Below are 19,566 nucleotides of genomic sequence, written 5' to 3'. Positions count from 1 at the left end.
GTGTCCGTTCACGCTCCACAAACTCCAAGTCAATCCAGTCACTACAACCGCTGAGGCGGGTGATTTTGGCCATGAATCAGCACAAAATCACTCCCGCCTCATCCTTCACTCTTAACTAAACACGACCCTTAGATTGAGGGAATGCCATATCCGTCGGTAGCCCCACGCCAACATGACAGTACAGAGTCCGGACTCGGAGGAGGAACTCGACCCCAGTGAAATCCACAACGTCCTCCGGAACGACCGACGCAGACACGCGATTCAGCATCTCAGAGATACCGACGGACCGCTCTCGGTGGATACGCTCGCCGAACACATCGCCTCGGTCGAGACCGGCGAGGACCCGCCGCCCCGCGACGTGCGCAAGAGCGTCTACGTCTCGCTTCACCAGACCCATCTCCCGAAACTCGACGAACTCGGCATCGTGGACTACGACCAGCGCGAGCAGATGCTCGAACTCCGCGACCGGGCCGAGCAGGTCGAGGTCTACATGGAAGTCGTCTCCGAGGGCGACATCTCGTGGGCGACGTACTACCTCGGCGTGAGCGCGCTCGGCGCGCTGACCCTGCTCGCGGTGCAGTTCGACATGCTGTTCGTCTCCTCGTTCGGCGTCGAGTTCTGGGCGTGGTACTTCCTCGCGCTGGTCGGCCTCTCGGCGAGCTATCACTGGTATCTGGAGCGCAAACAGCGGATTTTCGGGTCGTGAATTCGCAGAGAAGGCATTGTTTTGGTTTGCTAGAAAAACACAGATATTTCTTAGACAATTGTATCTGCTTCCCTGATGCTTCGCTGACCCGACGTGACCGCGACAGCGAAAATCGTCGCCGTGAACGTTTTCTGAAGACCCCGCCCGTTATCGGCCACACCGAGCGTTTGCCGGGTGATTAGTCAGTCGAGCGCGTCCCGGCAGTTGGTTCGCGTTCGCTCGTCTCGACAAACCACCGGCTACGCTCGACTGACCAACCGAACCCTGGCGGACTGAAAGGGCGAGCGCGGTTCGCGGCCGAAGGCCGTGGTCGTCTCAGCGACCCCTATCGGCGCGGGCTGTGCGGAGAGCGCCGATATGTCGCTGAGCGACCGTCACACGAGCGAAGTCTTGCCGAGCGAAGCGAGGCAACGGCTCGGAAGACGCGGTTTGTCTTCCGGTGCGAGTGTGACCTCGGTAGTCACAGCCCGCGCAGGCCGGAGGCCGAGCAGGAATGTCTACCGGTGGCGAACCGCGCGAGGGCTTTCGACACCTCTCCTGTCTCGTCTGCTTCTGCAGTTCAGAGCGCGAGAGCTTTCGAGGACGTTACTCTCACCCGACTCTCGCATCCACTCAAAAATCTCCGAGAAAAGACGCCTAGCCGATGTACCGCAGGTCCTCGTCGGTCGGCATGCCGGACTGCTGGTTCTCCATCTCCTGAATCTTGTTCGCAACGTCCTCCATCTCGTCGGCGCGCTCCTCCAGCGACTCGTAGTCGATCTCGAAGCCGAGCACGTCTTCGAGGACTTCCAGCACCGCTTGGGCGCTCTTGGGGTCTACGAGGTAGCCGCTGGTCTCGCCCATCAGGCAGGTCGCGCGGAAGCCCCGGCGCTCGCCGAGGCCCAGAAGCAGGCCGCTCGTGCCGACGATGCCGCCCGCGGGTTCGTCCTCGCGGAACTCGACGCCGACCTCCTCTAACTCCTCCACGAAGTCGGCGTCGGTGGCCGCGCCGAGGACGGCGTACTCGTCCATGAGTTCGCCGGTCGGGACGCCGCCGAGCGCGTAGATAGTCTCGACGCCGAACTCCTCGGCCACGTCGAGGAAGGCGTCGGTGAGGCGGTAGTGACCAGCGCCGTCGTTGGCCTGATGGTCGCCGGTCAGCACCAGCAGGTCGCGCTCCTCGAGTTCGACTGCGTGAATCTCGGCGCAGACGAGCTCGGTCGTGCCGTCGTCGCCGACGCTGACCTGCGGCGGGAGGTGTTCGGAGTAGACCCGCCGAACGAGTTCGCTGTCCTTCTCTTCGACGAGGTGTTCGCCAGCGAGCTTTCCGACGTGGCCGACGCCCGGCAGGCCCTCCACGAGAACGGGGTCCCGCAGGTCCGGGTCGGCGACTGCCTCGATGTCGAGTTCGTCCATGTGGCTTACTCGCGGGCGCGCTCCTTAAGTGCCCGTCGGTACTCGCCGTGGGGGTCCTCGGGGTTGAACGGCGCGGGCGCGCTGTTGACGGCCTCGGCTCCGCACTCCGGGCACGTCGAAGAAAGGGTGTACACCGGTCGGTCGTGGCGATTGCGCCACGCCGAGCAGACGCGGATGTCCGATTTCATCGTCGAGTCGGTTCGACCGTCGCCATTACTCCTCGTCGGTCTGGCGCTCGCGGTGGAACGAACCGGTGCCGCCGACCGATTCGATGGCCGATTCGGCGCGGGCCGCGCTCTCTTCGAGTTGCGACTCGGCGGTCTTGTAGTTGGGCGCTTTCACCCGGATGCGGTACTCGGGCGCGCCGACGTAGGTCACTTCAAGTTCGACCTCGTCGGGGATTTCGCCGTTGCCCTCGGCGGCCTGCAGGGCTTCCTTGATGTCGTCGACGCCGCTCTCCGACGCGCTTTCGAGGTTGACGTAGCCCGTGACCGTGACGTAGGGCACCGAGACGTTCTCGCGGGCGGTGTCCACGATGGCCTCGACCTCCTCGTCGGTGAGGTCGGTCGAGTCGAGTGCCTCGGGGCCGTGAATCGCGGCCTGCTCGAACCCGCCGTAGAGGCCGCCGAACTCCGCGAGGAGTTCGTTGGCGACGTGGGTGTACTTCTCGTCGCCCATGTCTTCGCCGAAGGCCAGTTCCATCCAGTTTCCGGCCTTCTGCTCGTTCTTCCACTCCTGAATCTTCTCGGAGTGCTGGTGGTCGTTGACGTCCTTCAGCGAGAGGTCGATCTGCTGGGCGCTCTCGTCCACGTCCAGCACCTTGGCAACGACCGTCTGGCCCTCGTTGACGTGGTCGCGGATGTTCTTGATCCATCCGCTGGCGACTTCGCTGACGTGGACGAGTCCTCGCTTGCCCTCGTACTCCGAGAGGTCCACGAAGACGCCGAAGTCCTCGATTTCGTCTATCTTGCCGACGACGAGTTCGCCGGTGTCGGGCCAGCCGCTGTATTTCATCGGGCTTCCACTGTGTCAGTCACTTCGCCTTCGAATTCGGCGTCGCCGCCGGTCGGCCGGGCGAGGGTCGCGCCGCAGACGGCGCAGGCGACCTCGGTCGCGGCCTTTCCGAAGACGGTCTGTTCGTTGTCGCAGTCCGGACACTGCACGGTGTAGAAGTTTCCTGCCATGTTAGTCCTCCAGTTCGAGTCGGCCAGCGCGCCATCCCTCGCGGAGGTGGGCTTTGCCGCACTCGCTGCAGCGGTACTTGAGGTCGGTTTTCTTCGTGGGCTTGTCGCCACCGGGCACCTTCGAGAACCGACCGCGGTTCCCGATACCCTTCGAACCCTCGCGCTGCTTGCGCTGGTCCCACTTCATGCCGGACGAGCGGCCGGTCCGGACCTTCTGGACTTCGTGCTCTTCGTGTGCCTTGCAGTGCGGGCAGTACGTATTGAACCGTCGTGGCATCTGCATAGATATCTACCTTGTCGTGGTGTAGGGCCACGGGGCTTAAAACCCGTTTGGTTCACAATCGCCGTCGGCGAGTCCCACTCGCGCGCCGCGCCAGCTTTACCTAAAAAATCAAGCGCTAATGCCCCGTCCTCAAGGAGTCGTTCGAGAGAGCTTTGCTCTCTCGTGATCACGAAAATCGAAGATTTTCGAACGACCTGTGGAGACTGCGCTCCCTACGGACACCGATTTGGTGTCTGCAAAGCGCGTCGTGGAAGCAGGAAGCCCACCCTTACCGAGCGAACCGCCTCCGTGGTGAGCGAGTAGGGTGGGAGGAAGTCACTTTCACCGCGGGCGGCACGAGTTTAAGTTGTTCCAGAACAAATTATACATGAAGGCCGTGAAAGAAAGGGGCGCGTGGTGGTGTGGCGGCGGTTGCGCTCCGATTTCGCGGTCTCGGAGGAGACCATGAAAACCTGCCATTCGACCGGGTTTGCAACGCACGGAATGGACCGCACGGGGTTTCACGAGGGCGAGAAACAGCCTCGCTCGGGAGGAGAGCGATGACGGGAGTCGTCGAGTCGCTCGCGTCCGCCGGAGAGAGCGCACCGGTACAGCGCGTCCGCAACTATCACCTGACCGACCGGGCGGCGAGTCCCCGACCGCGGGACTTCCTGACCGCGATGCGCCGAGCGAGTGACCTCTGCCTGCGCTGGGCCGGTCCGGCCGGGAACCGCTTCGTCCGATTCGCCGACCCCGGCTGGGAGTGCGCCGAGTACGACGGAGTTCGGGGCCGAAAGGCCGTCAACGAACTCGATGTAGACCGACTCCGAGAGTGGCTCCGCGAAAGCCCGCCGGAACTCGTCACCTACGAGGAGGTCCGCGGCGCGTTCGAGGACGCCCCGGTAAGCGCCTCGCCCGAGGCCTCGGTCGCCACCGACGGCGGTCCCGGCCCGGACGAGCCGATTCTGGTCGAGCGCTATCTCGACCTCCTCGCGGACCCGGAACTCGACCGCCGGGACGCCGACGCGCTCGCCGACGCACTTCCGGCCGGACCGGAGGAAGTCGTCGTCCGACTCCCGCTGGCGCTGGCCGAGGAGACGCCGCTCGAATCGGTGGCCGGGAGCGACCGCGTGTTCGTCGCCGAGTCGGTCGCCGACCGCGGAACCGAGCGGGCGCGCTACCTCCGGCAGGGGCCGAGAGGCGCACTCGTCCCCCGTCACGAGACCAGACGCTACGAACTCGCCGAGGACGCGACCGTGGACCGAGACGAGTCCGGACCGGGGGCGACTGGTTCCCCATGAGAGTCCAACACCGCTTCGAGTGCGTCCACTGTGACCACCGCGTCCACGCGACCGGCGACGACAGCGAGCAGGCCCGACAGGTCGCCCGCGAAGAAGGTGCAGCGCACGTCAACGAAGAACACGGGAGCCTCCTCGTCCGGTCGGACTGCTGGCCCGACGAACTCGCGCCCGACGACCTGCTGGCCGGTGACGCGGCGTATCGCGCCCTCCGAGGGTGGCTCGCGCCCGCCGACGACTTGCTGGTCTGTGCCGATTGTGGCTACTACTTCGGGCGGGACGACCCGGACCCCGACCGCGTCCCGGTCGGCCGAGCGGGGCTGATTTGCAAGGTCTGCTACGAGCGCCGAGTCGAGGAACACGACGACTCGGTCGCCGAAGCCATCGAAGATTTCGTCCGGTGAAACCGTTTGGGCACTTATTCCAATAGTAAAATTATTAATAAAATCGGTCGGGAGAAGGTCGATGACGACCAACCGACGTCAGTTCCTCAAGCGCCGTGCAGAGTGGCCCGACACCTACGACGCCGTCAGCAACGTCGTCGGCGGGATGTTCAACGACCACAACCACGAGGACGACGTGCTGCAGTGGATTTACGACTCCTTCGAGTTCGACAAGGCGCTCGGCGAGACGGGCTACGAGGACGGCAACACGCCCGCCCCGAACTACACCGAGTTCGACGGGACCTCGCAGGTCGGCGACGACCACTCGGGCTACCTCGACCACCTCTCGGACGAAATCGTCTACCACATGGAACACGTCGGCTCCTACGTGAGATAGGCGGTCTCTCCGGTCTTTCCCGAAGCGCTTAAACACGCTCCTTCCGAATCGGCGAGCATGAAGCGACTCATCATCCACGGCGACCCCGGAATCCGGAAGGACGCCATCATCGAGTACGATGGCGGCGAGCGCGTCTGCTACGCCATCAACCGGCAGGGCGACTGGCACGGCCCGGACGAGCCCCAGCTCTGGTGCATCATCGGGACCGAGGACGAGCGCGACGACTTCGACCGCCAGAACTTCGTGCCCCACTGGCTCGAAACGGAGTCCATCGACGCCGAGGCCGTGGACGTGATTCGCGGCACCAGCGAGATGACCGTCTGAGCGTCGGCGACGCGCTTCTCAATTTTCGGCCTGTCGATTTTCGCCGCTTTTTGCCGCTTTTCGCCGCTTTTTACCGCCTTCTGGAGTCAGTCGTCCGCCGGAGTCGCGGCGTGTTCCGGCGCGGGTTCCATCGTGAACATCACGGCGAAGACGCCCGCCGAGACCACGATGAACGCCGCGGCGGTCCAGAACGCCACGAGGACGGAGGTCGCGTCCCAGATGGCCCCGACCAGCACCGGCCCGCCGACCTGTCCGACCTTCCACGCGATAGAGCGCAGCGAGAGGCTCGACCCGACCGCGTCGAAGTGTTCGCCCTCCTCGACGAACAGCGCCATGCTGGCGGGAAGCCGGAGGCTGTCGGCCACGCCGAGGACCGCGTAGGCCGCGAACAGGACGAAGAAGGCCCCCGGAAGCGCCAACTCGCGGCCGAGCGCGGCGAGGGTCACGCCGGGGACGATTCCCTCCGCGAACCCTGCGAGAGGGATGAGCGCGGTCCCGACCGCGTACGTCACCGCGCCAGCGAGGATGAACCGGTACTTCTCGCCGAAGCGGTCGGTCAAGTCGCCGACTTTCCCCTGCGTGAGCGACTTGGTCAACTTGCCGCCAGCCATGATGCCGCCGATGACGAGCGCGTTGATGCCGAACTCGGTCCGGGCGTAGATTGGCAGGAAGATGATGACCGCCATCTTGCCGACGCTGAACGCGCCCCGGAAGAACACGAGCGCCTTGATGGCCCGGCGCTCCATCAGGTCCACGATGGTCTCGTAGCCCGAGGCCTCCTCGGGGTCTGCCTTCCCGCCGGGGTTGTCCCGCAGGAAGGCGAACACCGAGAGGAAGGCGACGATGGTGAACAGCGACAGGACCGCGTAGGTCTCCTCGAAGCCGTAGACGAACAGCAGGAGGCCGCCGAAGATGTCGCCGAAGAGGCTCGAAAACGCGCCGACCTGATTGTAGGTTCCTATCCAGAGGCCGCGGGACTCGTCGGGGCTGATTTCCCCGACGGCGGTCATCCCGGTAATCCAGAGGATGCTCGCGCCCAGCCCCTGCACCACCCGGAGGAGGACGACGTGTTCGACGGTCGAGACGAACGCGAAGCCGACGAAGACGGCGACGTTGAGCGCCAGTCCGACCAAAAGCAGGCGCTTCGAGTCGCGCAAATCGACGTACCGGCCGAGCGGCAGGACGATGAGCAACTGGACCGCGGCGAACGCGGTGCCGAACAGCCCCTCGACGGTGCCGGAGGTCTGGAACATGTCGGCGTACAGCGCCAGCGCGATGAGAATCGTCGAGTACGCCTGACTCCGGGCGAACGCGGTGCTGGCGAGCGCGAGGAACTCGCTGTTCTTGAAGAGGCGGAGCGACCCGCCGCTCGACTCGGACACTGTTACGATTCGAAATAGCCGGACTGCCGGTAATAAATCCACGGCTCGCGGAAACTGACGCATCGCCAACAGACACCCATCTCCCGGGAGATCGCCAGCAAGCGCGGCGGTCCGCCGGACCGCCGCGGCGCGCTCGGTGGAACCAATCACCGGGACGCACCCGGCACCGCGCACATCAGCGAACGCTCGGTGAAACAAACCACCGGGACGCGCTCGGTGAAACTTCCCGCCGGAATGCGCTCGGTGAAACGAACCCCTGTTTGGGTGGATGAAGGGGCCGGTCGGTCGCGTTTATCTTGGTCGTCTGGCCGACCCCTATCCGCGACGGGTGTTGCGGAGAGGAGCGGATATGTCGGCCAGCGACCGCGACCGACCGGGGGCTTCAAAAAGACATTATCGCCGCAGTCCTGCTGTTCGCGGTCCTGACTACATCAAGACAGAGCGACCGACCGGGGGATTCAGGAAGACACCACCGCAGTCCTGCTGTTCGCGCTCCCAATTCCATCGAGACAGAGCGACGGAGGCTTCACTACCGAAAAACACGACTACCACTCCCGATCATCAAAAACGAAAAACCGAACGTCCGAATCTCGACCGCGTCAGTCGTCGAGGTCTTCGACGGCGTCGGCGATGCGCTGGAGCTGACGGGTCGCGTCGCGGACCTCGTCGCGGAGCTGTCGGACCTCGCGGACGAGGTCCTCGTCGCCGCGGGACTCGCTCTCGCCGGGTCGGCCGCCCGGACCGCCGCCCATGCCGCCGGGGCCGCCGCCCATCATGCCGCCCATCATCTGCGCGAACGGGTTACCGCCACCGCCGCCCATGCCGCCGGGGCCGCCGCCCATCATCTCTTCCATCTTCTCGCGTCGGTCGCCCTCCTCGCCCTCGCCCTCCTCGGCGCGCTTCTCTCGAATCTCCTCGACGCGCTCGCGGAAGGACTTCTCCTCGCTCTCTCCTTCGGATTCGGTCTCGTCAGGTGCGTTCTCCTCGGAGTTGTCGTCTGCCATGCCCGGGGGTTCGGGGGCGAAGTGGAAAAGGGTGGTGACTTCGCGGGACGACTGAGGTGTCTGCCCGGCGGAAGTTCCGGTCGGGAGTCGCGTGGTCGAGATGACGGGTCTGGAGTCAACGAGCCATTAGCAATAATATTATTTATCTAGTAAGTATACAAATAATTGTAAGAATTGTAAAGTTGTCTCTAGAGGAGTATCGCCGCGCTTCCGGCACCTCGCGGCCCGGCGGCCACTCTCTCCCGCGACGAAGAACTAGCCGCTCGCCGTCGATTTCGTGGTGAATCGCTTCGCCTCTCCCGTCCGAGAACCGAAATTTGATTCGAGCCGATAAATCCGACGCGCGTCTGACGCAACGTTTACTTGTTCGCGTGCGATGGCCCGTACATGACTAGCCTCGCGGAGGCCTACGAGGAGAACGTCGGGGAGGTCGGGAACGTCCGGCGGCTCTACCTCGGCGTCGGCCTGTTCGTCGCCGGGGTGCTGCTCGTCGTCCTCGGCATCTTCATGTCCACGACGGGCATCCACGCCGCGTTCGGCCTCAAGTACTGGCAGGGCCGCGAAATCGCCGGGGTGCTGGCCGGTCTCGGCGTCCCGGCGGTGTTCGTCGGCATCTTCAGCGTCCTGCCCGCGAGCCAGCGCGTCCGGGCCGCCGCCGCAATCGGCGCGGGCATCGCGGTGCTGGGGGTCGCGCTGTTCACGAACGCCTACCCCTACCATTGGGCGGGCGTCGGCGAGGGACCGGACTTCACCTTCCAGGTGGTCGTGGTCTACTTCCTCGGCGTCCTCGTCACCTTCTGGTGTCTGTTCGTCGCCGTGGCGAACTTCAAGACCAGAAACGACCCCGGCGGGACCGTCACGCTCGAAATCTCGCAGGGCGGAGAGGTCCGAACCGTCGAGGTCGAGAAGGGCGAACTCGAGGAGTTCGACGACTTTGACGACCTGCGCGCCTTCCAGACCGGACTGGCCGACGCTGCCGCGGGCAACCCCGACAACGACCCCACGCCGACTTCGCCCCCGGGCGAAGCCGAGACCGGCCTCGGCGGCGTCGGCTTCTTCGGCGACACGCCCGACGGCGAGACGCCGACCCAGACGAACCAGCCTAACCAGCAATCAAAAGGCCACCGCCAGACCGGTCGCGGCGTCGCCACCAGCGACGGCGGAACCGCGAGCGACGATATCACGTCGCCGCTGGACGACGCCGACGCGCCGGACCAACCCCGCCAGCGGACCACCGACGCCTACTGCGGCAACTGCAAGCACTTCGAGTACGTCCGGACCAGCGACGGGATGCAACCCCGGTGCGCCTACTACGGCCGGACGATGGACGACATGGACGCCTGCGAGCAGTGGGAACCGAACAGCTAATCACGCTCTCTCGAACCCTTCTTCGAACCGGAAGACGCCGTCGCGCTGGATTACCTCGCCGTCCACCTCGATGAACGAGTTCTCGCTCACGTCCACGAGCACGTCCACGTGGCGACTGCTCTCGTTGAACTCGCGGTCGTCGGGGACGCACTCGTCCATCGCCTCGCCGAGCGCGACGTGGACGGTGTCGCCCATCTTCTCGTCGAACAGCATGTTGTGAGAGAGTCGGTCGATGCCCCGGTTCATGCCGACGCCGAGTTCGCCGACCCGGCGCGCGCCCGCGTCGGTTTCCAGCAGGCGCTCCAACACGTCTTCGTTCCGGCCAGCGTCGAACTCGACGACCTCGCCCTCCTCGAACTCCAGTCGAGCGTCGTGGACTTCGCGCCCGCTCTCACGGAAGGGAACGTCCACGAACAGCGTCCCTTCGACGCTATCGACAACCGGCGAGGTGGCGACCTCGCCGCCGGGCATGTTCCCCGTACCGTAGTCGTTCAGGGTTTCCATCCCGTCTATCGACATCCGGAGGTCGGTCTCGCCCGAGACGACCCGGACCTCCGAGGCCGGGTCGAGAATCTCGACTAACTGTTCCTGTCGTTCGCGCTGGGCCTCCCAGTCCCGGTCCATAGCGCCGTAGACGAACTCCTTCCAGCCTTCTGTACTCATCTCGGCCTTCTGGGCGTCGGCGGCCGTCGGGTGTTTGGTGATGACCCATCGCTTGTCGAGGCGCTCTTCGAGAATCGGCTGGCGCGCCCGACCGGCCGCCGCTCGCTTCTCCGGGTCGACGTCGCTCATCTCGGCGGCGTTTCGCAGGCCCCCGACCAGAATCACCACGTCGGTTTCCTTCATCGCCGCGAGGTCGTGGTCCTTCGTCCGGTAGTCCTCGCTGTCCATCTCACGGTTGTAGGCCCGACTCGCGCGGGAATTCAGCCACGAGGTCGTCGGGCGCGCACCGCGCTCGCCGAGTTGCTCGTAGAGAGCCACGACCAGTTCCTCGGCCTGCGTCGGCGCTCTGATGAGGACGTTGTCGTCGGCGCTCACGTCGGTACAGTGGTCCACGAGGAGTTCGGCGTGCATCCGTACTCGGTCGTCCATATCTCGACAGCACGAACTATCGGCACAAGAACACTCGCCACGCTCGGTGAAAGTAAAAGTGAAACCCTCGTCAGAGGCCCGCCAGCGTTGCCGCGACCGACTCCCAGTGGCTCCCCTTCCAGAAGTGCTGTCCGCAGTCCGGACATCGCCAAACCCGCGTTTCTCCGACATCCGGCGCGTACTCCGGCGTCGAATCGTCGCTCTCGACCGCGACCAACTCGCCGTTGCACTCGGCGCACCGCGCCGGTTCCGACAGTTCGAGCGCGAATCCCGCGTCGGCCAGTTCCCGCAACTGGTCGGTCACGTCGCGGGAGTAAATAAGTAGTCCGTCCGCGCGCGAAGCCAGTTCGGCGTCTCGCGTGACGAGCAGTCGGTCCTCCTCGCGGGCGAGGTCCAAGAGCGCGTCGTCGGCCTCGATTCCCCGGTCGAGAGCATACGCCGCGTCGAATCCGCACATCCGGAGATAGGTCGCCAACTTGCCGACCATCGCGTCGAGGAGAAGCGGCGTCTCGCCCGGCGTCCGACGCGACGAGTCGGCGGCCATCGACTCAGTGGAGGAACTCCCGGACGCCCTCGGCGTCTCGAGTGTTCAGAATGTCGTCGGCCTGCGCCCACCCTCTGCGGGCGGTGTGGACGCCGTACCGGACGTACTCGTACTCCGGCGGGGAGTGAGCGTCGGTGTCGATGGCGATAGTCGCGCCCTCCTCGACGGCCTGCTTGACCGCGCTCCCCCACAAATCGAGTCGGTGGGGATTGCTGTTGATTTCCAGCGCGGTGTCGTTCTCGGCGGCGGCGCGGGCCACCACGTCGATGTCCAACTCGACGCCGGGACGCCGGTGAATCATCCGGCCGCTGGGGTGGCCGATGATGTCCACGCTGGGATGTTCGATGGCGGCGACGAGGCGGTCGGTGGCGTCGCCCTCCAAGGCGCTGTGGGGCGAGGCGACCACGCAGTCCAGTTCTGCCAGCAGGTCGTCGCCGACGCTGATTGCGCCGTCCTTGTCGATGTTGGCCTCGACGCCCGCGAAGACGGTGACCGGGAGGGCCGATTCGAGGTCTCGAATCTCCGCTACCTGCTCGCGCAACTCCTCGTCGTCGAGTCCGACGCCACCGACCATCCCCGGCCCGGTGGCGTGGTCCGAGACGCAGATGTAGTCGTGGCCGAACTCGGCGGCGGCCTCGGCCATCTGCTCGATGGTGTACTCGCCGTCGGACCACTCGGTGTGGAGGTGCAGGTCGCCGCGAATCTCGCCCGCTTCGAGGAGGTCCGGCAGGGCGTCGTTCGCGGCGGCGTCGATTTCCCCGCGGTCCTCGCGCATCTCGGGTTCGATGAAGGGCAAACCGAGGGCGTCGTACATCCCCTCCTCGGTCTCGCCCGCGATTCGCTCGCCGACTCGCTGGCCGGAGTCGAGGTCGTCTACGTCCGAGATATCGAACACGCCGTACTCGTTGATTTTCAGGTCGCGCTCGATGGCGTAGTTGCGCAGGCGAATGTTGTGTTCCTTGCTCCCGGTGAAGTACTGGAGCGCGCTCCCGAACTCGTCGGGGACGACGACCCGGAGGTCTACGCGCTGGCCCTCCGAGCGGACTGCCGCTTTGTCGGTCCCGGCCTCGATGACTTCGTCTGCGTTCTCCCAGTCGGTGAAGGCGTCGATGACCGCCCGTCGGTCGTCGCTCCCGACCAGCACGTCGATGTCGCCGATGGTGGGCTTCCATCTGCGGAGCGACCCCGCGAGTTCGCACCTGTCGGCTTCCGGAATCGCCTCGAAGAAGTCGAGTGCGGCCTCGCCGACCGGGCGGGCGTCCCCGAGCAGTTCCCGGCCTTGGGACTCGCGGGCGAACTGGATGCCCTCCAGAATGTTCTGCTCGGTCTTCTCGCCGAACCCGGAGACCTCCCGAATCTCGCCCTCGCGGGCGGCGTTTTCGAGGTCGTCCAAGTCCCGCACGTCGAGCGCCCGGTAGAGGTCGCCGACCGTCTTGGGGCCGACGCCCTCGACGCTGGTGAGTTCGGCCATCTCGACGGGTAACTCCTCGCGGACCTCCTCCAGTTGCTCGAAGGTGCCGGTCTCGACTGCCTCCACGACCTTCTTCGAGATGGACTCGCCCACGTCCTGAATCTCTCGGACCGGCTCGGGACCGCCCTCCGCGACCTCCTCGATGGGTCGCGGATGGTCGCGGATGCTCTCGGCGGCCCGCCGATACGTCCGGTGCTTGTACTCGACGCCCTGAGCTTCGATTCGGTCGGCGTACTCTTCGAGGAGACTTGCGATTTCGTCGTTCCGTCTCATGGTTTACAGTCGTCCGCGACTGCTGGCGTCCTCGCGGCCCAGCGCCTGCTTGAGGAAGGACATCCAGCGCTTCTGATCTGCGGCCTCTTGGGCCTCGGCCTCCTGTTCGAGACTGGTCGGCCCGAGGCTCTCCAAGGCGTTGAGCGCCCGGTCGATGCCGATGATGGCCCCGACGAGGTCCTCGCCCTCCTCGCGGGAGATGTCGGCCTCTTCGAGGCGCTGTTTGCGCTGGAGGCGCTCGCGCCGGAGGTTCTTCTTGGCCCGGTCCACCCGGTCGCGCTCGCCGGAGGGGACGGTGTCCCGGCGCTTGATCTCGAAGACGAACTCTCGGAGGTCTATCTCCTCGTCCTGCACGTCGATGGTCTCCGGGATGTCCGCGCCGACGGTCGCCCCCTCGCGCTCGACGCGCTCCAGCAGTTGTTTTCGCTCGTACTCCTTCACGTCTCCATCTCGGTTCGCCAGCGTCAAAAATTCGCCGGGAAACGGTGGTCAACGGGAGTTCACTCGTCAAAGATGCGGGCGGGAACTGCCGATGTATGCACCCCGGAGTACGACGAACTCCACGACGCCGTCCTGAACGCGCCGCCCCACGACAGAACCGAGGAGATTCGCGTCCTCGAACTCGGCGCGGGGACGGTCGAACTCGCGTCGATTTGGCAGTACTACAACTTCGCGGTGTACGGCGGGCAGAAGGGCGACTAAGTGTCGCGCGAGGGCCGTCGAACCACCCCAAAGCACATCACGCCCGGAATGTTCTGTACAGCTGTCATGAGACGGAAAGCGATTGCCGCCCTCCTCCTCGTCGGCGCAGTCGGCGCTGGCGCGTTCGTCGTCGGGTCCGAGTCCGCCGCCACCGTGCGAAGCGTCGAGGTCCTCGACACCGAGTGCGACGACAGTTCCTACCAGAGTCGCCTCGAACAGCGACCCACCGACGGCGGGACGCGCGTCGTAGTCGAGGACGTGTTCGTCGCCTCCTCGCCGGGCCACGCGCTCGACGCCTCGCTCGCCGAGGAGTCCGGTAACTACACCCTGACGCTCACGGCGCGCGAGGAGACCACCGACGCCGAGCGCCGGGACTGCGCGGGCGAACTCCACTACCGCGCGGTCGTCTTCGTCCCGACCGAGAGCTTCGACCTCACCGTCGTCCACGGCGACGAGGACCACGTCGTCCTCCACGACGGCGAGAGCAGTTCGTGGTCCGGCTCCGACTCCTCGGCGCAGGGGTCGGCGGCAGAGAGTTCGTCGGCGGCGGAATCGGCAGAAGGGTCGGCCTCAGAAGGTGCGTCGTCGGAGGAATCGCCAGAGGAGTCGGCGGCGTCGGAACCGGCGACGACCACCCCGTCGGACTGACTCCGAGCGAGCAGTCCGCTCGCCCGCTAAAGAAACGTTTTCATTTATTTAGTAAATGTTAATATTTCTTTAGGCAATGTAATTACGGCTGAGTCGAACCACCGACACTTATCGGGTTCGACGGTCTCTCTCCGGACGTGCCCTCGAACGAGGCGGACGCTCGGCCGGTCGGCACCGACGCGGACTCCGGCGACGCGCCGGAGGTCCGGACCGCCGGAGCGCTCGCCGCCGCGCTCCTCGCGCTGGCGTTCGTCGGCGCGGCGACGACGGGCGTCTTGGGAATGGTGGGGCCGTATCTCCTCGGTATCTCGGCGCTCGCTGGCGGACTGCTCGTACTCAGTCGGCGCTGAGCGCCGCGCGGTTCGCCGTCGCTCACCGCTGGAGCCAGTATACCGGCCGGTGGGAGAACCGGCGTCGCCGAATCGCCTCCGAAATCGCCGCGAGACCGGCAAAGCCCATCGACAGCGATGCCATCCCGAAGTCGGTCCGCCAGTTGAAGAACATCCGGCGGGTCAGGACGTAGTAGGTGCCGTTCTTGTCCACGCCCAGTTTCCCCATCTTCTCGCGCTTGCCCGGCAGTTCGTCGGCGCGCCGGACCGCCACCGCCTCGCCAGCGAGCGCCCGGTCCACGATTCGCTTCTGGCGACCGTCGAGGTCCTCGTACACGATGAACTCCTCCAACTCCGGCGCGATACCAGTCACCGTATCGACCTTCTTGACCTCGTACTCGTAGGCTCCGATGCCCGCGACGAGCGCCCCCACGAGGAGGCTGAATCCGACGAACAGCAGCGCGAACTGGAGGTTCTTTCCCATACTCGCTCGTGTCTTCTACAGGATATATTATTTTCCCCCTACACGTCGTCTCGGCCTCGCTCGAAGCGCCACATCGGCCGCGGGAACACTCGAATCGCCCGGTGTCACCGCGCGGTCCAGACCACGCTTCGGTGGGGGAAGTGATGGCGACGGATGGCCTCGCTGGTGGCCACAATCCCGCCGAGCGTCATCCCGATTGCGGCCAGACCGAAGTCGGTCCGCCAGTTGAAGAAGATGCGCCGAGTGACGAGGTACGTCTCGCCGTCGCGCTGGACGGCGAGTTTCCCCTTCGTCTTTTTCGGCCCCGGCAGGTCGGTCGGGTCGCGGAAGACCAGTCGCTCGCCCGCGATGGCCCGGTCCACCGTTCCCCGGTCGCGCTCCGAGAGGTCGCCGTAGGAGACCAGCGACTCGGTGTCCTCGGGAATCGCGTCGGTGGTTCCGAGGGACGCGACCTCGTACTCGAAGGCCCCGACGCCGACGACGAGTGCGCCCGTCAGCAGAAAGATGCCGACGAAGAAGAGGCCGAAGTGGAGGCTATCGCTCATAGCTCGGTAGTGTGCGCCGCTTTATATATCGTTTTCGCTGGAATGAAACGCGATATCGAGCGACAAAGCCACTCGCCGACGGTCAGAACGGTCGATGGTCCACCACGTAGTGGTCGCCGTCCCGTCGGTAGTCCTCGACCGTGTAGAGTTGCAACTCCCGCTCCTGTTTGGTCTTGACGCCGAAGTCGTAGTTCTCGGCCTCGTAGCCGAGGTCTTCGCCCTCCGCGAACTCCCGGTGAGCGTCGAGGCGCTTTCGGTTCTTCTCGTCGGCGAACTCCTCGATTTCGGCGAGGCGGTCGTCGAACACCTCGCGGAACTCCCTGCTGAGTTCGTACCCCGTCGAGTTGCGCCCCGCGACCATCGCCGCGAGGCTGGTGGTGCCCGTCCCCCAGAAGGGGTCCAGCACGGTGTCGCCGTAGACCGAGTACATGTTGACCAACCGGTAGGGCACCTCGAAGGGGAAGGCCGCCGACCGGGTCCGGAGTTCGTCGTGGTCTAAGTCTTGGCCCTCGCCCTGCACGTCGGTCCAGAGGTCCGAGAACCAGACGTTTCGCTCCTCCCAGAAGTACGCCGACTCGTAGCGGTGCTGCGCGCCCGTCTCGAACGACCGGCTCTCGCCCCCGTTGCGAAACAGCAGGACGTACTCGTGTTCCAGCGTGGTGTAGGCGTTGGGCGGCACCATCCCCGACCCCATGAACTTAGTGAGGCTGTTGACCGGCTTGCGCCACAGCACGTCGGGAAGCAAGTCGAAGCCACGCTCCCGAAACCGAGTGATCAGTTCGGCGTGGTTCGGGTAGAGTTGGAACCCGTCGCCGACGCTCCGGGTGGCGTCACCGACGTTGATCGCGGCGATGCCGCCCTCGACGAGGACCCGCGAGAGTTCGTCCCAGACGGGGTCGAGCGCGGCGTGCATCGCCTCGAAGGCGGCCTCGCCGTCGCCCCGCGCCACGTACTCCTCGATGTCGGGATTCAGTTCCGAAAACAGGTCGTCCCACATCTCTATCATGGGATACGGCGGCGAGGTCACGACGAGTTCGACAGAGTCGTCACCGACGGCAGTCATCTCGCGGGCGTCGCCGACGTGAATCCGGTGTTCGGTCTCCATCCGCTCTGTGGTCCTATCTCTGGTCCCACAGAATTATTTTTCGGTTCAAAACAGTTGTAACTTGCAGTCGGCCGACGTTAGGCCATCGCGGGGGCCTCTTCGGCCTCTAGCAGTTCGTGGTAACGGTTCCGGATGGTGACCTCGCTGATGTCGGCGACTTCGCTCACTTCGGCCTGCGTGGTCTTCTCGTTGGTCAGGAGCGCGGCGGCGTAGACCGCGGCCGCGGCCAGTCCGACCGGCGACTTCCCGCTGTGGACGCCCTTTTCCTTGGCGGTCTTGAGCAGTTCGCGGGCGCGGTGTTCGGCCTCGTCCGAGAGTTCGAGCCCGGAGGCGAACCGCGGGACGTAGCTCTCGGGGTCGGCCGGCTTGACCTCCAGATTCAGCTCGCGGACCACGTAGCGGTAGGTCCGGGCGACCTCGCTCTTCTCGACGCGCGAGACGTCGGCAATCTCGTCCAGACTGCGCGGGACGCCTGCCTGTCGCGCGGCGGCGTAGACGCAGGCCGTCGAGACGCCCTCGATGGAGCGACCGGGGAGGAGGTCCTCGTCGAGCGCGCGCCGATAGATGACCGAGGCGGTCTCGCGGACGTTGTTCGGCAGGCCGAGCGCGGAGGCCATCCGGTCGATTTCGCCGAGCGCCTGCTTGAGGTTGCGCTCCTTGCTGTCGCGGGTGCGGAATCGCTCGTTCCACTTGCGGAGACGCTGCATCTTCTCGCGCTGGCGCGACCCCAGCGAGTTACCGTAGGCGTCCTTGTTCCGCCAGTCGATGTTGGTCGAGAGGCCCTTGTCGTGCATCGTGTTCGTGGTGGGCGCACCGACTCGGCTCTTCTCGTTTTTCTCCTTGGAGTCGAACGCGCGCCACTCCGGGCCGCGGTCGACTTGGTCCTCGTCCACGACCAGTCCGCACTCCTCGCAGACAGTCTCGCCGTGTTCGGTGTCGGAGATGAGATTGCCGTTACACTCCGGGCAGGCGGTCTGTTCGTTCGATTCTTCCTCTACTTCTTCCTCTTGGTCCGCTCGCTTGACTCTAGTGCTTACGTCTGACATGTTGACTCCTCGTTAACGGAGATGGCGTGGGCTACCGGGCAGGGAAAACCTGGAAAACCCCGGACCTCAGTTCCTTAACCTTGCGTTGTTCCGAAAGGTATTTAGTATTTTCGGATTTTACTTCCGGGTTTCTCGTGAACTGCTCTCACACCCGGCCGAGACGCCCGTCTCGCTTCCGTCGAGGAAAAAATTTAAGTTCGATTTTTCGATTTCGACCGAGACGAGCGGGCGATTTAACCCATAGGGGTCCGAATCCCGGAGCGATGGCAGGACAGACCGAGCGAGTCGTTTCGTTGGCCCCGAGTGCGACCGAGACTCTCCACGCGCTCGGCGCGAACGATTGCCTCGTCGGCGCGACCTACCACTGCGAAGCCGACGCTCCGGCCGTCGGCGGATGGCTCAACCCCGACTACGAGGAGGTCGCCGAACGCGACCCGGACCTCGTACTGACCGCCGACGACTTGCAGGCCGACATCGCCGACGACCTCCGCGAGCGCGGCCACGAGGTCTTCCACGCCGCGCCCGCCACGCTGGACGACGTGGTCCGGTCGTTCGCCGACCTCGGGGAAGCGGTCGGACGCCCCGACGAGGGGTCCGCACTCGCTCGGCGCGCCAGAAACCGACTCGACCGCGTGGACCGCCTCACCCCGGACGCCGACGCCGAGCGCCCGGTGGTCTACTGCGAGGAGTGGTCCGAACCCCCGATGGCCGCGGGCAACTGGGTCCCCGAGGCGGTCGAGGCCGCGGGCGGACGCTACCCCTTCGTGGCCCCCGGCGAGCGCTCCCGAGAGGTCTCCGTCGCCGAGGTCGAGACCGCCGCCCCCGACCACCTCGTCCTCCACCTCTGCGGCCACGGCAACTGCGCGGACCCCGAGGCCGTCACCCGGCGCGACTGGTCGCTCCCGGCAATCGAGCGCGACAACGTCCACGTCCTCGACGACTCGCTTCTGAACCAGCCGAGTCCCCTCCTCGTGGAGGGCATCGAGACGCTCGCCGCGAAGTTCCACCCCGACCGAATTGGTTCGTGATTCCCTGAAGCGTTCCAATCCCGACTGTTTCTATCGCAATCACCAAGTTCGTCCGATACCACCTCACGCTCATGCGAGTCGGTGTCGGCAGTACGAACCCCGTCAAGGCGGCCGCGACCGAATCGGCGTTCGAAGCGTTCTCCGAGGCCGCGGTCGAGTCGGTCGCGGTCGAGTCGGGCGTCAGCGAACAGCCCTTCGGCGAGGCCGAAACCGTCGAGGGCGCGGAGAACCGCGCCAGAAACGTCCTCGCGGCGGGCGAATACGACCTCGGAATCGGCTTGGAGGGCGGCGTCGCCGAAATCGAGTCCGCCGACGGCCTCTTTCTCATCATGTGGGCCGCCGCGACCGACGGCGAGCGAATCGGGCGGGGTGCCGGGCCGCGTCTCCGCCTCCCCGAATCCATCGCAAGTCGAGTCCGCGAGGGCGAGGAGCTAGGCCCCGTGATGGACGACGTGCTGGACATGGAGAACGTCGCCGAGAAACAGGGCGCGGCGGGTGCGCTGACCGCCCACGCCATCGACCGGGAAGGGGCGCTCCGGCAGGCAGTCGCTGGCGCGCTCGGACCGTTCGTGACCGAGTTGTACGAATGAGCGCCG

General features: G+C 65.4%; 26 protein-coding genes and 1 pseudogene. 11 read left to right on the top strand and 16 right to left on the bottom strand.

Features of this window, described 5'->3' with window-relative positions; translation table 11 throughout:
* A pseudogene (locus EPL01_RS17540) lies at positions 1 to 73 on the bottom strand (IS6 family transposase); the annotation flags it as partial.
* Between the two features lie 99 nt (positions 74 to 172).
* Between EPL01_RS17540 and EPL01_RS17535 the strand changes: the two are divergent.
* A complete protein-coding gene (locus EPL01_RS17535) occupies positions 173 to 706 on the top strand; it encodes a DUF7344 domain-containing protein (protein ID WP_135826572.1) in 534 nt (177 codons plus the stop codon).
* Positions 707 to 1,342: 636 nt separating this feature from the next.
* Here the strand turns inward: EPL01_RS17535 and EPL01_RS17530 are convergent.
* Genes EPL01_RS17530 through EPL01_RS17510 form a run of 5 tightly spaced genes read right to left on the bottom strand, consistent with a single transcriptional unit; the run spans position 1,343 to position 3,568 of the window.
* Positions 1,343 to 2,101 (bottom strand): proteasome assembly chaperone family protein, encoded by a 759-nt coding sequence (locus EPL01_RS17530; protein WP_135826571.1) that lies wholly within the window; start codon positions 2,099 to 2,101, stop codon positions 1,343 to 1,345.
* A 5-nt stretch (positions 2,102 to 2,106) separates the two neighbouring features.
* The gene (locus tag EPL01_RS17525) at positions 2,107 to 2,289 is read right to left on the bottom strand and encodes an RNA-protein complex protein Nop10 (RefSeq protein ID WP_135826570.1); all 183 of its coding nucleotides are present in this window, start codon (positions 2,287 to 2,289) and stop codon (positions 2,107 to 2,109) included.
* Between the two features lie 25 nt (positions 2,290 to 2,314).
* Positions 2,315 to 3,115 carry a translation initiation factor IF-2 subunit alpha gene (locus tag EPL01_RS17520; protein WP_135826569.1) on the bottom strand — a complete coding sequence of 267 codons (801 nt, stop codon included), beginning with the start codon at positions 3,113 to 3,115 and terminating at the stop codon, positions 2,315 to 2,317.
* Positions 3,112 to 3,285: a 30S ribosomal protein S27e gene (locus tag EPL01_RS17515; protein ID WP_128477829.1), complete on the bottom strand. Its 174-nt coding sequence runs from the start codon at positions 3,283 to 3,285 to the stop codon at positions 3,112 to 3,114. The genes EPL01_RS17520 and EPL01_RS17515 overlap by 4 nt, the downstream gene beginning before the upstream one ends.
* 1 nt (position 3,286) lies before the next feature.
* Positions 3,287 to 3,568, bottom strand: coding sequence for a 50S ribosomal protein L44e (locus tag EPL01_RS17510; protein WP_135826568.1), 282 nt, complete (start codon positions 3,566 to 3,568; stop codon positions 3,287 to 3,289).
* Positions 3,569 to 4,107: 539 nt separating this feature from the next.
* Here EPL01_RS17510 and EPL01_RS17505 point away from each other — a divergent pair.
* The 4 genes from EPL01_RS17505 (at position 4,108) to EPL01_RS17490 (ending at position 5,949) form a co-directional block, all read left to right on the top strand.
* The gene (locus EPL01_RS17505; RefSeq protein ID WP_135826567.1) at positions 4,108 to 4,848 is read left to right on the top strand and encodes a hypothetical protein; all 741 of its coding nucleotides are present in this window, start codon (positions 4,108 to 4,110) and stop codon (positions 4,846 to 4,848) included.
* Positions 4,845 to 5,249, top strand: a complete 405-nt coding sequence (locus EPL01_RS17500) for a hypothetical protein (protein ID WP_135826566.1) — start codon at positions 4,845 to 4,847, stop codon at positions 5,247 to 5,249. The genes EPL01_RS17505 and EPL01_RS17500 overlap by 4 nt, the downstream gene beginning before the upstream one ends.
* Positions 5,250 to 5,310: 61 nt before the next feature.
* The gene (locus EPL01_RS17495; RefSeq protein ID WP_210424182.1) at positions 5,311 to 5,625 is read left to right on the top strand and encodes a hypothetical protein; all 315 of its coding nucleotides are present in this window, start codon (positions 5,311 to 5,313) and stop codon (positions 5,623 to 5,625) included.
* A gap of 57 nt (positions 5,626 to 5,682) precedes the next feature.
* Complete coding sequence (locus EPL01_RS17490) at positions 5,683 to 5,949, top strand: HAH_0734 family protein (protein ID WP_135826565.1); 267 nt, start codon at positions 5,683 to 5,685, stop codon at positions 5,947 to 5,949.
* Positions 5,950 to 6,035: 86 nt separating this feature from the next.
* Here the strand turns inward: EPL01_RS17490 and EPL01_RS17485 are convergent, their stop codons facing one another.
* Both EPL01_RS17485 and EPL01_RS17480 read right to left on the bottom strand, forming a co-directional pair.
* The gene (locus EPL01_RS17485) at positions 6,036 to 7,331 is read right to left on the bottom strand and encodes an MFS transporter (RefSeq protein ID WP_135826564.1); all 1,296 of its coding nucleotides are present in this window, start codon (positions 7,329 to 7,331) and stop codon (positions 6,036 to 6,038) included.
* Between the two features lie 599 nt (positions 7,332 to 7,930).
* Positions 7,931 to 8,335, bottom strand: coding sequence for a hypothetical protein (locus EPL01_RS17480; RefSeq protein WP_135826563.1), 405 nt, complete (start codon positions 8,333 to 8,335; stop codon positions 7,931 to 7,933).
* A 387-nt stretch (positions 8,336 to 8,722) separates the two neighbouring features.
* On the opposite strand from EPL01_RS17480, the gene EPL01_RS17475 reads away from it, so the two are divergent.
* Positions 8,723 to 9,703 (top strand): cell division protein CdpA domain-containing protein, encoded by a 981-nt coding sequence (locus EPL01_RS17475; protein WP_135826562.1) that lies wholly within the window; start codon positions 8,723 to 8,725, stop codon positions 9,701 to 9,703.
* Here the strand turns inward: EPL01_RS17475 and EPL01_RS17470 are convergent, their stop codons facing one another.
* The 4 genes from EPL01_RS17470 to EPL01_RS17455 all read right to left on the bottom strand — a co-directional run bounded on the left by EPL01_RS17470 (position 9,704) and on the right by EPL01_RS17455 (position 13,524).
* On the bottom strand, positions 9,704 to 10,795 hold the full coding sequence (locus tag EPL01_RS17470) for an aminopeptidase (protein ID WP_135826561.1): 1,092 nt from the start codon (positions 10,793 to 10,795) through the stop codon (positions 9,704 to 9,706). It abuts the gene before it with no gap.
* Positions 10,796 to 10,865: 70 nt separating this feature from the next.
* Positions 10,866 to 11,339 carry a Mut7-C RNAse domain-containing protein gene (locus EPL01_RS17465; protein ID WP_135826560.1) on the bottom strand — a complete coding sequence of 158 codons (474 nt, stop codon included), beginning with the start codon at positions 11,337 to 11,339 and terminating at the stop codon, positions 10,866 to 10,868.
* A 4-nt stretch (positions 11,340 to 11,343) separates the two neighbouring features.
* A complete protein-coding gene (gene polX, locus EPL01_RS17460; protein ID WP_135826559.1) occupies positions 11,344 to 13,083 on the bottom strand; it encodes a DNA polymerase/3'-5' exonuclease PolX in 1,740 nt (579 codons plus the stop codon).
* 3 nt (positions 13,084 to 13,086) lie between these two features.
* Positions 13,087 to 13,524: a DUF5788 family protein gene (locus EPL01_RS17455; RefSeq protein ID WP_135826558.1), complete on the bottom strand. Its 438-nt coding sequence runs from the start codon at positions 13,522 to 13,524 to the stop codon at positions 13,087 to 13,089.
* Between the two features lie 72 nt (positions 13,525 to 13,596).
* On the opposite strand from EPL01_RS17455, the gene EPL01_RS22240 reads away from it, so the two are divergent.
* The 3 genes from EPL01_RS22240 to EPL01_RS17440 all read left to right on the top strand — a co-directional run bounded on the left by EPL01_RS22240 (position 13,597) and on the right by EPL01_RS17440 (position 14,783).
* A complete protein-coding gene (locus EPL01_RS22240; protein WP_246045735.1) occupies positions 13,597 to 13,785 on the top strand; it encodes a hypothetical protein in 189 nt (62 codons plus the stop codon).
* A 66-nt stretch (positions 13,786 to 13,851) separates the two neighbouring features.
* Positions 13,852 to 14,433 (top strand): hypothetical protein, encoded by a 582-nt coding sequence (locus EPL01_RS17445; RefSeq protein WP_135826557.1) that lies wholly within the window; start codon positions 13,852 to 13,854, stop codon positions 14,431 to 14,433.
* A gap of 137 nt (positions 14,434 to 14,570) precedes the next feature.
* Positions 14,571 to 14,783 (top strand): hypothetical protein, encoded by a 213-nt coding sequence (locus tag EPL01_RS17440; RefSeq protein WP_135826556.1) that lies wholly within the window; start codon positions 14,571 to 14,573, stop codon positions 14,781 to 14,783.
* 22 nt (positions 14,784 to 14,805) lie between these two features.
* Here EPL01_RS17440 and EPL01_RS17435 read toward each other — a convergent pair whose 3' ends face one another.
* The 4 genes from EPL01_RS17435 to EPL01_RS17420 form a co-directional block, all read right to left on the bottom strand.
* Positions 14,806 to 15,246: a DUF7979 domain-containing protein gene (locus EPL01_RS17435; RefSeq protein ID WP_135826555.1), complete on the bottom strand. Its 441-nt coding sequence runs from the start codon at positions 15,244 to 15,246 to the stop codon at positions 14,806 to 14,808.
* A 104-nt stretch (positions 15,247 to 15,350) separates the two neighbouring features.
* On the bottom strand, positions 15,351 to 15,791 hold the full coding sequence (locus EPL01_RS17430; RefSeq protein WP_135826554.1) for a DUF7979 domain-containing protein: 441 nt from the start codon (positions 15,789 to 15,791) through the stop codon (positions 15,351 to 15,353).
* 82 nt (positions 15,792 to 15,873) lie between these two features.
* Positions 15,874 to 16,896: a DNA-methyltransferase gene (locus EPL01_RS17425; RefSeq protein ID WP_135826553.1), complete on the bottom strand. Its 1,023-nt coding sequence runs from the start codon at positions 16,894 to 16,896 to the stop codon at positions 15,874 to 15,876.
* 77 nt (positions 16,897 to 16,973) lie between these two features.
* The gene (locus tag EPL01_RS17420) at positions 16,974 to 17,942 is read right to left on the bottom strand and encodes a transcription initiation factor IIB (protein WP_135826552.1); all 969 of its coding nucleotides are present in this window, start codon (positions 17,940 to 17,942) and stop codon (positions 16,974 to 16,976) included.
* A gap of 263 nt (positions 17,943 to 18,205) precedes the next feature.
* On the opposite strand from EPL01_RS17420, the gene EPL01_RS17415 reads away from it, so the two are divergent.
* The gene (locus EPL01_RS17415; protein WP_135826551.1) at positions 18,206 to 18,970 is read left to right on the top strand and encodes a cobalamin-binding protein; all 765 of its coding nucleotides are present in this window, start codon (positions 18,206 to 18,208) and stop codon (positions 18,968 to 18,970) included.
* A gap of 71 nt (positions 18,971 to 19,041) precedes the next feature.
* Positions 19,042 to 19,560, top strand: a complete 519-nt coding sequence (gene yjjX, locus EPL01_RS17410) for an inosine/xanthosine triphosphatase (RefSeq protein WP_135826550.1) — start codon at positions 19,042 to 19,044, stop codon at positions 19,558 to 19,560.
* Positions 19,561 to 19,566: the final 6 nt, after the last annotated feature.

This window comes from Halorussus ruber (assembly GCF_004765785.1).
GTDB lineage: Archaea > Halobacteriota > Halobacteria > Halobacteriales > Haladaptataceae > Halorussus > Halorussus ruber.
This window is presented reverse-complemented; position numbering and strand designations above follow the sequence as displayed.

Excerpts from the sequence above, each read along its gene's own strand:
- EPL01_RS17535 (WP_135826572.1), top strand. The coding sequence starts at position 173 with ATGACAGTACAGAGTCCGGACTCGGAGGAGGAACTCGACCCCAGTGAA.
- EPL01_RS17530 (WP_135826571.1), bottom strand. The coding sequence starts at position 2,101 with ATGGACGAACTCGACATCGAGGCAGTCGCCGACCCGGACCTGCGGGAC.
- EPL01_RS17525 (WP_135826570.1), bottom strand. The coding sequence starts at position 2,289 with ATGAAATCGGACATCCGCGTCTGCTCGGCGTGGCGCAATCGCCACGAC.
- EPL01_RS17520 (WP_135826569.1), bottom strand. The coding sequence starts at position 3,115 with ATGAAATACAGCGGCTGGCCCGACACCGGCGAACTCGTCGTCGGCAAG.
- EPL01_RS17515 (WP_128477829.1), bottom strand. The coding sequence starts at position 3,285 with ATGGCAGGAAACTTCTACACCGTGCAGTGTCCGGACTGCGACAACGAA.
- EPL01_RS17510 (WP_135826568.1), bottom strand. The coding sequence starts at position 3,568 with ATGCAGATGCCACGACGGTTCAATACGTACTGCCCGCACTGCAAGGCA.
- EPL01_RS17505 (WP_135826567.1), top strand. The coding sequence starts at position 4,108 with ATGACGGGAGTCGTCGAGTCGCTCGCGTCCGCCGGAGAGAGCGCACCG.
- EPL01_RS17500 (WP_135826566.1), top strand. The coding sequence starts at position 4,845 with ATGAGAGTCCAACACCGCTTCGAGTGCGTCCACTGTGACCACCGCGTC.
- EPL01_RS17495 (WP_210424182.1), top strand. The coding sequence starts at position 5,311 with ATGACGACCAACCGACGTCAGTTCCTCAAGCGCCGTGCAGAGTGGCCC.
- EPL01_RS17490 (WP_135826565.1), top strand. The coding sequence starts at position 5,683 with ATGAAGCGACTCATCATCCACGGCGACCCCGGAATCCGGAAGGACGCC.
- EPL01_RS17480 (WP_135826563.1), bottom strand. The coding sequence starts at position 8,335 with ATGGCAGACGACAACTCCGAGGAGAACGCACCTGACGAGACCGAATCC.
- EPL01_RS17475 (WP_135826562.1), top strand. The coding sequence starts at position 8,723 with ATGACTAGCCTCGCGGAGGCCTACGAGGAGAACGTCGGGGAGGTCGGG.
- EPL01_RS17470 (WP_135826561.1), bottom strand. The coding sequence starts at position 10,795 with ATGGACGACCGAGTACGGATGCACGCCGAACTCCTCGTGGACCACTGT.
- EPL01_RS17465 (WP_135826560.1), bottom strand. The coding sequence starts at position 11,339 with ATGGCCGCCGACTCGTCGCGTCGGACGCCGGGCGAGACGCCGCTTCTC.
- polX (WP_135826559.1), bottom strand. The coding sequence starts at position 13,083 with ATGAGACGGAACGACGAAATCGCAAGTCTCCTCGAAGAGTACGCCGAC.
- EPL01_RS22240 (WP_246045735.1), top strand. The coding sequence starts at position 13,597 with ATGCGGGCGGGAACTGCCGATGTATGCACCCCGGAGTACGACGAACTC.
- EPL01_RS17445 (WP_135826557.1), top strand. The coding sequence starts at position 13,852 with ATGAGACGGAAAGCGATTGCCGCCCTCCTCCTCGTCGGCGCAGTCGGC.
- EPL01_RS17435 (WP_135826555.1), bottom strand. The coding sequence starts at position 15,246 with ATGGGAAAGAACCTCCAGTTCGCGCTGCTGTTCGTCGGATTCAGCCTC.
- EPL01_RS17430 (WP_135826554.1), bottom strand. The coding sequence starts at position 15,791 with ATGAGCGATAGCCTCCACTTCGGCCTCTTCTTCGTCGGCATCTTTCTG.
- EPL01_RS17425 (WP_135826553.1), bottom strand. The coding sequence starts at position 16,896 with ATGGAGACCGAACACCGGATTCACGTCGGCGACGCCCGCGAGATGACT.
- EPL01_RS17420 (WP_135826552.1), bottom strand. The coding sequence starts at position 17,942 with ATGTCAGACGTAAGCACTAGAGTCAAGCGAGCGGACCAAGAGGAAGAA.
- EPL01_RS17415 (WP_135826551.1), top strand. The coding sequence starts at position 18,206 with ATGGCAGGACAGACCGAGCGAGTCGTTTCGTTGGCCCCGAGTGCGACC.
- yjjX (WP_135826550.1), top strand. The coding sequence starts at position 19,042 with ATGCGAGTCGGTGTCGGCAGTACGAACCCCGTCAAGGCGGCCGCGACC.